This is a genomic window from Vicinamibacteria bacterium (assembly GCA_035620555.1).
Taxonomy (GTDB): Bacteria; Acidobacteriota; Vicinamibacteria; order Marinacidobacterales; family SMYC01; genus DASPGQ01.
The window spans coordinates 1-12,372 of the sequence record DASPGQ010000621.1; the positions used below are offsets into that span (position 1 = coordinate 1).

A 12,372-nucleotide genomic window follows, 5' to 3' on the forward strand; every position below is an offset into this window, starting at 1 on the left:
CTTTACCGGGGAGATCGAGCTCCTGTCGCACGAGGGGCGCCAGCACGCGGTGCGGAACCTCGGTGGAGCGAAGGAGGGGGAAACCTCGGTCGAGCTGGTCACGTCCGGCGGGCTCGGAGGGAAGGTGGTGTTTCCCGACGAGCGCGAGCCCGACGAGCTCTCGCTCGCGAACCGGGAGACGTTTCTCCTCCGGGGCAGGACGCTCGCCGATTTCATCAACAAGACCAAGACCGAAAAGTGGAAGGCTCTCGTCGACATCCTCGGCCTCGGGAACATCGAGAGCCTTCGTCAGGATTTGCAACAAGCGCGCAACGAGCTCAGAAAGCTCGCGAAGGCTGCCGACGAAGACGTCGGTGCGGCGCGACGGGCGCTCGGCGGCGAGGGCACGGTGTTGTCCGAGGAAGCCGTCGTCAAACAGATCCAGGGTTTCTGCGCCAACCTGGGAATTCCGCAACCCCGGTCACTCGACGACGTCGTCGACCCGAGCTGGGTGAGAGACGCGGTCGGAAACCTGGCGGCGGTGTCTCCGGGAAATCGTGAGAGCCTCGGTGCCGAGATTCGTTCGCTCGAGAGACCCCACGGGGACGAGGCGGTTCTCGAGCACTGGAAGAGCCTGGTCGAGGGGGAGAGAGCGACCGAGCTGCCGAAAGTTTCCCTGCTGCGAGAAGCGAAGACGCTGCTCGAAACCGCGGGCTCCGACGGTTCGTGCCCTCTGTGCGGGCAGAAGGTGGACATCAGCGAGCTCTCGAGCCGCATCGCTTCCCGGCTCACGTCCCTGCTCGAGACCTCGCGGGAGCTCGAGGGCGCCGCCGAAAAGATGAACGCGCTCGTCGACCAACTCACCCTCGCCGAGCAGAGAAGGAGCCGGATTCGACAAGAGGCGGCGAAACTGTCCCTCGAGCTCCCGACTCTCCCCGCTTCACCCCGGTCGGCGCTTTCGGACGCCATCGAGGCGCGCCGTGCACCCGATGTGGCCGCAGTCGAGAGCTACCTCGAAGCCCTGGCTCGATGGGACGAGGAGGCGCGAACGGCGATGGGGGGGCCGACCCCCTCGACCACCCGCGAGCAGCAGCTCGTCCTGCTCGCCACGCTCTGCGAGCACGTCAAGCTGTGGCGCGCGTCGGAAGATCGCGCCCGGAGGGCCACCGCGGCGAGCAGCCTCGCGGACCGCGTGTTCGACGCCTACCAGGACCGCCAGAAGCAAGACCTGACCGAGCTCCTCCAAAAGATCAGCCGACGAGTCGCCGAGATCTACGCCGGCTTGCATCCGGGGGAGAACCTCTCGAGCGTCGGGATCGAGCCATGGACGGCAAAAGGGGTCGAGCTCGCCATCGATTTCTACGGGACGCGGCAGCGTCCCCCGCACGGCGTGCTGAGCGAATCGCACTTGAACTCTCTCGCGATCGCTCTCTTTCTCGCCATGGCCGAAACGTTCAACGAGAAGCTCGGGTTCCTCGTTCTCGACGACGTCATCAACAGCTTCGATCTCGAGCATCGGGGCCAGCTGGCCGAGATGCTGGCGCGAGATTTCTCTAGCTGGCAGCTCATTCTTCTCACCCATGACCACCAGTTCTTCGAGCAAACGGTACGGCGTGCTCCGAGCTGGAGGCGACTCGAGCTGACGTCATGGAGCTACGGCGAAGGTCCCCGAACGTCGGCGTACGATCCGAGCTCCATCATCGGAGCCGCTCGAAGCCGACTCGCGGCGGGAGACGCCAACGGCGCCGCCACCAAGGCGCGGCGTGCCTTGGAGGAGCAGCTCCAGGAAGTTTGCCAGGCGCTCCGTGCCCGTCTTCCCTTCCGTCGTGGGGCGGCGAACGACCGTCGCGAGCTCGGCGAGCTCTTTGCCGGAGTGAGGCGGGCGCTCAAAGACACCGCCAAACCGTTCCTCAACGAGCTCGACGGTCTCCTCCGCGGACTCGAGGCCGACGTGCAAGCGACGCTCAATGTGGAGGCGCATGCGAGCAGCACGCGGTCGGGCGCGAGCGAGGTGGCGGCGGCCCTCGCCCGCATCGAGGAGCTGGACAGCAAATGGAGCTGCCCTCACTGTTCGACCCGCGTCTGGTACAAGGGGACACCCGACGCGAGCCGTTGCAAGTGTGGCCGCTCGGTGTTTCCTCCACCCTCCGCGTGAGCTTGGTCGGCCGCACCCTCGCGCATTACCGCGTTCTCGAGGAGCTCGGAAGCGGCGGGATGGGGGTCGTGTACCTCGCCCGCGACGAGAAGCTCGGCCGTGACATCGCCATCAAGGTGCTTCCTCCCGAGCTCGCCGCTTCGGATGACCGGCGGGTGCGCTTCGAGCGGGAGGCGCGAGCCGTCGCCGCGCTCAACCATCCGAACATCGTCACCATCCACTCCATCGAGGAAGCGGACGGGGTCTCGTTCATCACGATGGAGCTCGTCGCCGGCCGAAGACTCCGCGAGCTCATCGAGCTCGGGCCGCTGCCAACGAACCGGATCGTCGCCATCGCTCGGCAAATCGGAAGCGGTCTCCAGTCGGCTCACGATGCCGGGGTGCTCCACCGCGACCTCAAGCCCGACAACGTTTTGATCGGCAAGAGCGATCACGTCAAGATTCTCGATTTCGGGCTCGCCAAGCTCTTTTCACCGACGTCGGTCGACACCGAGTCCGCCACGATGGTGCGCGACGCTTCGAGCCCGGGAATGACCCTGGGTACGGTCGGCTATATGTCTCCCGAGCAGGCCCTGGGAAAGAGCCTGGGCCCCGCCACCGACATCTTCGCGCTCGGGGTCATCCTCTACGAGATGAGCACCGGCGTGCCTCCGTTCCGCGGCGAGACCCTCGCCGCTCTCTTCGACGCCCTCCTGCACGAGACGCCCGCGTCTCCCAGAACGCTGCGCTCCGACTTGCCCGCCGAGCTGGTCGTGGTGATCGAAAGGGCCCTCGCGAAAGACCCGGCACGCCGTTTCCGGAGCGCCGGTGAGCTGGTCGACGCTCTATCCGATCCCAGCCGAGCCCCGCTTCCCACGACGAAGGAGACGGCGGCGTCCATCGTCGTCCTTCCTTTCCTCGACCTGAGCCCGGAGCAAGACCAGCAGTATTTCTGCCACGGCCTTTCCGAGGAGCTCATCGGCCGTCTCGCCCAGGTCTCCGGTCTGCAGGTCGTCGCCCGAACTTCCGCCTTCGCTTTCGAGGGCAAAGGACTCGACGTCCGCGAGGTCGGATCGCGGCTCAACGTAGGAACCGCGCTCGAGGGGAGCGTGCGCAAAGCGGGAGATCGCGTTCGCGTCAGCGTCCAGCTCGTGGACACCGGCAATGGGTACCAGCTCTGGAGCCAGCGTTTCGACCGCGAGCTCGAAGACGTCTTTGCCATACAGGACGAGATCGCCGAACGGATTGCCGAGGAGCTCCGTGCCGAGATCGCACCCGCGGCCCCATCCAAGCCAGGTCTCGAAGCCTACGAGGCCTACCTCGAAGGCAAATATGCCTTGCACAAGTGGAGCGACATCTGGGTCGAGAAGGCCATCGAGAGCTTCGAGCTCGCCACGAAACTCGACCCCGCTTACGCCTCCGCTCACGCGGCTCTGGCCGAGTGCTACGTCTGGCTCTATTCCGGCCTCGGGATTCTGGCGGCACGAGATACGATTCCGAAGGCCAAGACGGCAATCGCCCGAGCGCTCGAGCTCGATCCCGGCCTGGCCGAGGCCCAGAAAGTTCGCGGGCTCATCGCCATCTACCACGACTGGGATCGGCGCGTCGCCGAGGAGTCTTTTGCGCGGGCGCTGAGCGTCAAACCCAACGCCGCCGATCTGCACGTATGGAACGCATGGCGTCTTGCCGTTTTGGAACGGCGTTACGACGACGCGCTCGTCGAGCTTCATGAGGCGCAGCGCCTCGACCCGCTGGACCTTCAGGTCAAGACGCAACTCGGCTACGTCTACTACTTCCTCCACGACCTCGATCGGGCGGCGGAACAATTTCTCCGCGTGGTGGCCCTCGACCCTCATTTCGCTTTCGCCCACTACGGTCTCGGGGATACCTACGCGCAGCAGGGGCGTTACGACGAGGCGATCGCCGAGCTTCAGGAGTCGATTCGCCTGGGTGGCCGTTCGGCGAACCACGTCGGTGTTCTCGGATATACGCACGGGCTCGCCGGCCACGCGTCCACCGCGAGAGCGCTTCTGGAAGAATTGACGGATCGGCAGACCGAAGGCTACGTCAGCTCGATGTGGATCGCGCTCGTGCACCTCGGTCTGGGCGATTACGATGCGCTCTTCCGCTGGCTCGACCGGTCGTTCGAAGCGCGCGATGGCGCGCTCGTTCTGATCAACGCCGCCATCGAGCTCGACCCGGTTCGGCAGGATCCGCGCTTCCGATTCCTCCTCGAAAGGATGGGACTCTCCTAGAGTGCTCAAGGCCGTGGCGGGACCCGTAATCGATCGTGCCGCCACGGCTCGGGCTGCTTACGGCGCGGCCAGCGCGCCGGGCTCGCTCCGCTCGCGCAGGGTGGGTTGAGTTTTTCATCACCCTGCTAGGCCTGCTCTCACCTGAGGTAACATGTTCTCGGAGGAGCTTGCCATGGGCGAAATGACCCGCGACACCCGGCGCGACCTGCGGATCGACGGCAAGCGACTCATGAGACGGCTCGAGGAGCTCGCGCGGGAAGGAGCTCGTGACGACGGCGGATGCAACCGGCTCGCGTTCACCGAGGCCGACAAGGCGGGACGGGACGTGGTGACGGGCTGGATGCGCCAGCTAGGCCTCGACGTGAGTGTAGATGCTATCGGAAACGTCGTCGGCTTTCGTCCCGGACTCGACACCGGTCCACCCGTCATGTGCGGTTCCCACATCGACACGGTCCGTACCGGAGGACGTTACGATGGGAACCTCGGCGTTCTCGCCGGGCTCGAGGTCGTCGAGACGCTGAACGATCGCGGGCTCACGACCAGACGTCCGCTCTCGGTCGCTTTCTTCTCGAACGAGGAAGGCAGTCGGGTCGCGCCGGACATGATGGGAAGCCTCGTCTATGCCGGTGGCCTTTCCCTGGAGGAAGCGCACGACGCGGTCAGCATCGACGGGACGCGCGTCGGCGACGATCTCCGTCGAATAGGCTATCTGGGAATCGCCCCCTCCCCCGGCCCAGTCCCTCATGCTTACGTCGAGCTCCACATCGAGCAAGGCCCCATCCTCGAGGCGGAGGGCATCCGTATCGGCGCGGTTACCGGAGTCCAGGGCATTTCCTGGACCGAGGTCACGGTGAAAGGCCAGGCGAACCACGCGGGCACGACACCGATGGTCTATCGCCACGACGCCGGCTACGTCGCCGGGAAAGTCGTCTCGTTCGTGCGCAGGCTCACCCAGGAGATGGGGGGTACGCAGGTGGGCACGGTGGGCTCTCTCCGACTCGAGCCGAACCTGGTCAATGTCGTCGCCCATAAAGCGGTCTTCACCGTCGATTTGCGTAACGTCGAGGAGAGGCTTCTGCAAGAGGCCGAAGGTCGACTCGACGAGTATCTGGGGACCATCGCCGATGCCGAAGGTGTCGAGATATCGACCCGGAGGCTCGCGCGATTCGAGCCGGTCGATTTCGACCCCCGTATCATCCAGCTCGTCGAGAACGTCGCCCGCGGACTGGGCAATTCCGTCCGCCGCCTTCCCGCCGGGGCCGGCCACGACGCCCAGATGCTCGCTCGGGTGTGCCCCGCGGGCATGATCTTCACCCCGAGCGTCAAGGGCATCAGCCACAATCCGGAGGAACATACCGAGCCCGCCGACATCGAGATGGGCGCCAACGTGCTCGCTCAAGTGGTCTTGACTCTCTCCGAGACGGATGCCCTATGAGAGAGGTCGTGATCGCGGCAGCCCAGCTCGGACCCATCCGGCGCGCCGACAGGCGAGAACACGTCGTCGAGCGCCTCCTGTCCCTGCTGAATCGAGCGAAGGAGCATGGCTGCGACCTCGTCGTCTACCCCGAGCTCGCCCTGACGACGTTTTTTCCACGATGGTTCATCGAGAACGAAGACGAACTGGACGCTTTCTACGAGCGGGAGATGCCGAGCCCGCAAACGCGTCCGCTCTTCGAGCGGGCCAGAAGCCTCGGGATCGGATTCAGTCTCGGGTATGCCGAGCTCACTCCCGAGGGGCATCGCTACAACACGCAGATTCTCGTGGAGCGCGACGGCTCCATCGTGGGCAGGTATCGGAAGGTGCATCTCCCGGGACACTCGGAGAACGAGCCCCATCGCCCTTTCCAGCACCTCGAGCGCCGCTATTTCGAGCCCGGTCCCGATGGATTTCAGGCGTGGGACGCCTTTGGCGGCCGGGTGGGGATGGCGATCTGCAACGATCGACGCTGGCCCGAGAGTTATCGTGTGCTCGCTCTTCGAGGCTCAGAGCTCGTCCTCATCGGGTACAACACCCCGATCCACTATCCGCCCGAGCCCAGTCAAGACACGCTCGCCCCGTTCCACAACCACCTGGTGATGCAGGCAGGCGCCTATCAGAACGGAATGTGGGTCGTCGGGGTCGCCAAAGGAGGATGCGAGGAGGGCGTCGATTCGCTCGCCGAAAGCGCGATCATCGCTCCGTCGGGGCAAATCGTCGCCACCTGCGTCACGAGCGATGACGAGCTGGCCGTGGCCCGCTGCGATCTCGATTTATGCAAGAGGTACAAGGAGACCCTTTTCGATTTCGAGCGCTATCGCATGCCCGAGCACTACAAGTTGATTTCTGAAAGGCGAGGCGCCGTTTCCTCATGACCACCACGTTCATTCTCAACGGCAAGAAGGTCTCGATCCGGGAGTCTCACCCGCACCTGCTTGCCGCGCTGAGGGAAGAGCTGGGAGTCATCTCGCCCAAGGACGGCTGCTCGCCAACCGGCCAGTGTGGCTGTTGCACGATTCTCGTCGGCGGAAGGGCAATAACGAGCTGCACCCAGAGCGTCGAGTCCGTCGAGGGAAAGGACGTCACGACCCTCGAGGGTATGGTCCCCGATGAGCTCGACCGCTACGCGCGGGTCTTCGCTTCGAAGGGGGCGCTTCAGTGCGGCTTCTGTACGCCGGGCATCGTCATGCGGGCAAAGTCGCTTCTGGACCGGAAAGGGGCAGCTCTCACGCGCGAGGAGAGCTCCCGATACCTCGGGACGCATCTGTGCCGCTGCACCGGCTATGTCAAGATCCTCGACGCCTTCGAGGCTCTCGCCGCGGGCGAGGATGTGGTCTCCGAGCCTCCCGGCGGCATAGGAAGCTCGAGCATGAAATACGAGGGGTGCGATCTCGCCGTGGGACGAAGACCCTACATCGACGATATGCGTCCGGCGGGAATGCTGCACGCGGCCTTGAGGTTGTCCGATCACGCGCGCGCCGAGGTCGTCGCCATCGAGGTCTCCCGCGCTCTCTCGGTTCGCGGAGTCGAAGCGGTCTTCACCGCGAAGGACGTACCGGGAGAGCTTCGCGTCGGTTTGATTCACAAGGATTGGCCGGTTTTCATCCCCGAGGGCGGCACGACGTCGTACCTCGGCGACGTGCTGGCCATCGTCGTGGCGCGGGACCGCGAGACGGCGCGTCGGGCCGCCGGTCTGGTCGACGTCCGCTACCGCGTGCTGCGGCCGATAACCGATCCCCTGGCCGCCATCGATGACTCGGAAAATGCCGTTTGGAGCCTGGACGGCAACCTGCTCTCACGCTCGTCCTATCGCCGAGGTCCCGTCAGCGAGGCCCTCGCTGCCTCCGCCCACGTCGTCCACGAGGTCTTCCAGACTCAGCGAGTGGAACATGCCTACCTCGAGCCCGAATCGACTCTGGCCGTTCCCGAGGACGATGGCAGGCTCCGGGTCTATTCCGGCGGACAGGGTATCTGGGACGACCGGAACCAGATCGCCTCGGTCCTCGGTGTGCCCCCGGACCGCGTGCTCGTCGAGCTCGTCTCGAACGGAGGTGCTTTCGGCGGCAAGGAGGACATGTCGAACCAGGCGCAGACCGCGCTCGCCGCTTACCTCCTTGGAAAACCCGTCAAGTGCACCCTCAGCCGTGAAGAGTCGCTTCAGATACACCCAAAGCGACATCCGATCCGCATGGAGTACTGGGCGGGCTGCGACGCCGAGGGAGAGCTGACGGCGATCCGGGCCAGAATGGTGGGTGATTCCGGACCCTACGCGTCGGTGGGAATGAAGGTGCTCGAGCGGGCGGCCGGTCACGCCACCGGTCCCTACCGCGTTCCCGCGGTGGACGTGGAGGCGCTCGCCGTGCGCACCAACAACCCCGTTTGTGGGGCCTTCCGTGGATTCGGCGCCAACCAGGCACATTTCGCCATGGACGGGGTCCTGGATCGCCTCGCCGAGAAAGTCGGCATCAGCGGTTTCGAGATTCGCGCTCGAAACGTCATCGCGCCTGGCGCCGTATGGGGGCCGGGGCAGATTATGGATGACGGATCGCTCGGCGCCCGTGTGTGCCTGGAGGCGCTCAAGCCGGATTACGACGCTGCCCGGGCCGATGGGAAGGCAGTGGGAGTCGCGCTCGGCCTCAAGAATTCGGGACTGGGAAACGGCTTCAAAGAGATCGCGAAAGCGGTCGTCCGATTCGAAGAGGACGGGACCGTCGTGGTTCGACACCCATGGACGGAGATGGGACAAGGGGTCCATACCGTGGCCCGCCAGGTCGCGGTCGAGGAGCTAGCGGTTGCCTCCGACCGCGTCCGAGTCCTCGTCGATACGAGCCGAGAGCTAGGAGCGGGCCAGACGACTGGCTCTCGCGCCACTCTCATGGTCGCTGGGTCGGTTCGGGACGCCTGCCGCGCCGCCATCAGCTCCAAAAGGAAGCCCGGGGTCGATCACATGGGGGTCTATCGCATCGATTGGACCAACTCTCTGGAAGAGGGGCTCGAGCATCCCGTGATTCATTCGACCTTCGGCTACGCGGCCCAACTCGTAATCGCCGACCGCGTCACGGGAAGGATCGAGAAGGTGGTCGCGGCCCACGACGTCGGTCGCGTCGTCAATCCGATCTTGTGTGAGGGGCAGATCGAGGGATCCATCCACATGGGGCTTGGGTTCGCTTTGAGCGAGGAGTTTCCCGCCGACGAAAAGGGACGCCCCACCCACCTGACGCTCAAGAGCCTCGGGATCCTGAGACCGTCGGAGCTGCCCGAGATCGAAGTCCGGCTGATCGAGTGTCCTCAGCCCAACTCTCCCTACGGTATCAAGGGTGTCGGCGAGATCGGTCTGGTTCCTACCGCGGGCGCGGTAGCTGCAGCGCTGCACGATCTCGATGGGACCTGGCGAAATACGCTACCGATGGCAAGGGCTAGGAAGTGAAAACAGGAGTGAACGCCCCGTGTCGTCAGGGGCTATGTTCACCGACTCGACCATGGTCTCGCACCCTTCCCTCGCCAGCCGAAACACGAGCTTTCCCGGACTCACGGTAATCGACTCGATCGGGGTCGTGCCCGCCTCGCGTCCGTCGACCGATACCTGCGCTCCCGCGGGGTCGCTCGAGACGCTGACTGTCACCGCCGCCGACACCTTCGCGTCGTGATGCGTCACGCTGGTTGCGTATGTGGCGATCCCGACGAGTGCCAGCGCGACGGCGGCAAGGGCGAGTTTCGCGGGAATGGACCGCGGGGCAGGAGGAGCCGCGGTCGATGCGGTCTTCACCGGAACCTCATGACTCGGTTCGGCGACGTCTCTCCTTCGAGCACTCTCGAGAAGCAGCTCCAGGCCATTCTTGCACATCGTTCGACGCGTGGGAGTCAACCGCTCGAAGCGAAAGGTTCCATTCGTGAGAAAGCAGATCTCATGAAATGCTTTCACTCCCTGCACAGGCCCCAGCTTCGCATCGACGATGTCGCCCGTTGCCAAGAAGATATGCCCTTGACCGCGCTGGTTGTCGGAAACGGTGATGCGGCCCGTCTTACCCGTAGCCAAAAGAAACTGTAGAACCTGAGGGAAGTCATCGGTCTGGAGATCCCCTTGCAACGGTGCCGCTTGGCGCTCTCCGCCGTATCGAACCCGCGGCGTCCGCATCGTCAACATACGCAACGTTCGGACGAGCTCTTCGTCGCTCGTCGCACAGGAGAGATAGGCTTCCGTGGGAAAGAGGAAAGGGTCGGCGTTGGCGTTCGTCCCGATCAGGAGTATCGGGATCTCGGCGGTCGCTTCGTCTTCTTTGATGCGGCGAGCGATCTCCGAGGGACCGGGAGGGCCGATGTCCGAGCTCAGGATGACGGCATCGGGCATCGCCTTTTTGACCGCCGATAGAGCTACGTGCCCGGAGTCAGCGGTCAGTACGCGAAATCCCGCCGTGCGCGTCGCCTCCCGCAGGCGCTGCGACGGACGCTCTGGGCCTTCGACGATCAGGACGGCGCGCGAGAGGGTCTCGTTGTTCTGAGTGTCCGAATCCACGAGGTGCGCCATTCCTCTACTCTCACACTGTCTCCGAAGAACTTGAAGCAATCCGTGGACCACAATGGCATACGCACTCAATTCATTGTCTTGCTTGGAGTTGTGGATTCATCGCTGCGGGCACCGCGGACGAACTGTCAAGAATTCCGACGGGGATTATGCGATTGAACCGGGCAATCTCTTAAATCGAAAAGGGTTATCTCTCCGCCATGGAGTGTCAGGTTTTCCGACACTGGCAAAGGTCGATAAGCTGGAGATGTACTTGCTCGAACGGCCCTCACCCGATACTCTGATTCCTCCTCGTATGGATAACACGACGCCCGGTCTCGTCTGCGCGCACCATCACCTCTACTCGACACTGGCCCGCGGTATGCCGGCGCCCGAAAGAACCCCGAAGCGCTTCTCCGAGATCCTCGAGCTCGTCTGGTGGCGTCTCGACAAAGCTCTCGACCTCGACATGATTCGCTGGTCGGCCCTGCTCGGAGCGGTCGAAGCATTGGAGAGCGGTACCACAGCCATTCTCGACCACCATGCGTCCCCCAACGCGATCGACGGCTCACTCACCGTCATCGCCGATGCTTGCGCCGAGGTCGGAGTCCGGGTGTCGACGTGCTACGAGGTCACCGATCGAAACGGCCCCGAGGAGGCGAAGGCGGGACTCGCCGAGAACGAGCGCTTCTTGCGCGCCGGTGGCCGGGGTTACGTCGGCGCACACGCCTGCTTCACGCTGTCGGAGGACACCCTCGATGCCATCGCGTCTCTGGCGCGCGAACGCCGCGTCGGCGTCCACATCCACGTCGCCGAAGGGCCAGAGGACGCGACGGCCGGAGCCCGACTGGAGAAGCGCTCCCGCGATGATTGGCTACTCGCCCACGCCATCCATCTCGACCGGGCCATTCCCGGTACCATCGCCCACAATCCTGCCTCCAACATGAATAACTCCGTCGGCTACGCCTCTCCCGCGTCGCGCGGCAATCGGGTGGTACTGGGAACCGACGGAATCGGCGGCAACATGCTCGACGCGTTCCGCATGGCCTACTTTCGCCTCCGTGAAGAGGACGTCACCGCTACTCCCGAGAAAGCCTGGGGTTGGCTCGAGGCGGGCTGGGATCTAATCCCCGAGGCTCGAAGCGACCGGGTTACGTGGTCGTACGAGCCCATGACACCCTGGCACGTCGCTTTCACGCCGGGAATTCGTCCTCTCGAGATCGAAGTGGCCGGCGAAAAAGTGCTCACTGGAGGCAAACCGACGCGGGTCGATGCCGAAGAAGTGCGGGCAAAGGCTCGGGAGCAAGCCAAGCGCCTTTTTCAGCGTCTTTAGAGTGCTCAATGCCGTGGCGGGACCTGTGTTCGATCGAGCCGCCACGGCTCGGGCTGCTTACGGCGCGGCAATTTTGCGTTGGGCAGCCCTTCGATGTAGCCCCGCAACATCTTGTTCCTTCGAAGCAGCCCGAATGCGGACGATTGCGCCGGGCTCGCTCCGCTCGCGCAGGCTCGACGGTACTTTTTCATCAGCCTGTTAGTATAGGCCGACGGGCGGAAGTCGGTGAGAAGGATCGAGCCAACTCGACTCCATAGCTCTGTCGACCATCGGCGAGGCAAGAACCCGGCAAATTACTCTATACCCGGCCTGCTCGCCCCGGATCTCGCCGAATCGAATCGCTACGAGGCCCTTGCTCGCGCGGTGTACGAGTGGAAGCGCCGGAGGAGCTCGTTGCCGGCTTGGCCCCGATAGCCATGTTCTGTCGACGATTAGGAAGCTGCCCCGGACTGTTAGAAGCGCGACGGCTCCCGGCGACCAACTCCCGTATGGAAAAACTTGGCAACTTTCAGTTACTTTGCCCGGAAAGGCCCAAAATTTAATTGACTTTAGCAATTAAAAACTAAGACAATGTCAACGACATGGACGAATCCCTCCGGGCACGGCGGGTCGAGGCGGTTCGGCGGTTCGGCCGTTTCTACACGCGGCGGATCGGCGCCTTGCGAGAAGGCCTTCTGGAAAGCCCCTTCTCGC

At 64.2% G+C, this 12,372-nt stretch carries 7 protein-coding genes; 6 read left to right on the forward strand and 1 reads right to left on the reverse strand.

Annotation, left to right across the window (positions count from 1 at the left end; all coding sequences use genetic code 11):
* From VEK15_25375 to VEK15_25395, 5 genes are all read left to right on the forward strand, one after another.
* On the forward strand, positions 1–2,134 hold a 2,134-nt coding region (locus VEK15_25375), incomplete at its 5' end, for a hypothetical protein (protein ID HXV64056.1).
* On the forward strand, positions 2,032–4,368 hold the full coding sequence (locus VEK15_25380) for a protein kinase (protein ID HXV64057.1): 2,337 nt from the start codon (positions 2,032–2,034) through the stop codon (positions 4,366–4,368). The genes VEK15_25375 and VEK15_25380, both read left to right, overlap by 103 nt.
* A gap of 172 nt (positions 4,369–4,540) precedes the next feature.
* Entirely contained in the window at positions 4,541–5,803 is a 1,263-nt protein-coding gene (locus VEK15_25385; protein ID HXV64058.1) for a Zn-dependent hydrolase, read from the forward strand.
* Positions 5,800–6,720, forward strand: a complete 921-nt coding sequence (locus VEK15_25390) for an N-carbamoyl-D-amino-acid hydrolase (protein HXV64059.1) — start codon at positions 5,800–5,802, stop codon at positions 6,718–6,720. Before VEK15_25385 ends, VEK15_25390 begins: the two co-directional genes overlap by 4 nt.
* Complete coding sequence (locus VEK15_25395) at positions 6,717–9,272, forward strand: molybdopterin cofactor-binding domain-containing protein (GenBank protein ID HXV64060.1); 2,556 nt, start codon at positions 6,717–6,719, stop codon at positions 9,270–9,272. Before VEK15_25390 ends, VEK15_25395 begins: the two co-directional genes overlap by 4 nt.
* Here VEK15_25395 and VEK15_25400 read toward each other — a convergent pair.
* Positions 9,246–10,370 (reverse strand): DUF4388 domain-containing protein, encoded by a 1,125-nt coding sequence (locus tag VEK15_25400; GenBank protein ID HXV64061.1) that lies wholly within the window; start codon positions 10,368–10,370, stop codon positions 9,246–9,248. The two genes, VEK15_25395 and VEK15_25400, sit on opposite strands and share 27 nt — an antisense overlap.
* A 292-nt stretch (positions 10,371–10,662) precedes the next feature.
* On the opposite strand from VEK15_25400, the gene VEK15_25405 reads away from it, so the two are divergent.
* Positions 10,663–11,679, forward strand: coding sequence for an amidohydrolase family protein (locus VEK15_25405; GenBank protein HXV64062.1), 1,017 nt, complete (start codon positions 10,663–10,665; stop codon positions 11,677–11,679).
* Positions 11,680–12,372: the final 693 nt, after the last annotated feature.

What these genes read in the sequence shown, in the direction of transcription:
- VEK15_25385 (HXV64058.1), top strand. Translation starts at nt 4,541, where the DNA reads ATGGGCGAAATGACCCGCGACACCCGGCGCGACCTGCGGATCGACGGC.
- VEK15_25395 (HXV64060.1), top strand. Translation starts at nt 6,717, where the DNA reads ATGACCACCACGTTCATTCTCAACGGCAAGAAGGTCTCGATCCGGGAG.
- VEK15_25405 (HXV64062.1), top strand. Translation starts at nt 10,663, where the DNA reads ATGGATAACACGACGCCCGGTCTCGTCTGCGCGCACCATCACCTCTAC.
- VEK15_25400 (HXV64061.1), bottom strand. Translation starts at nt 10,370, where the DNA reads ATGGCGCACCTCGTGGATTCGGACACTCAGAACAACGAGACCCTCTCG.
- VEK15_25390 (HXV64059.1), top strand. Translation starts at nt 5,800, where the DNA reads ATGAGAGAGGTCGTGATCGCGGCAGCCCAGCTCGGACCCATCCGGCGC.
- VEK15_25380 (HXV64057.1), top strand. Translation starts at nt 2,032, where the DNA reads ATGGAGCTGCCCTCACTGTTCGACCCGCGTCTGGTACAAGGGGACACC.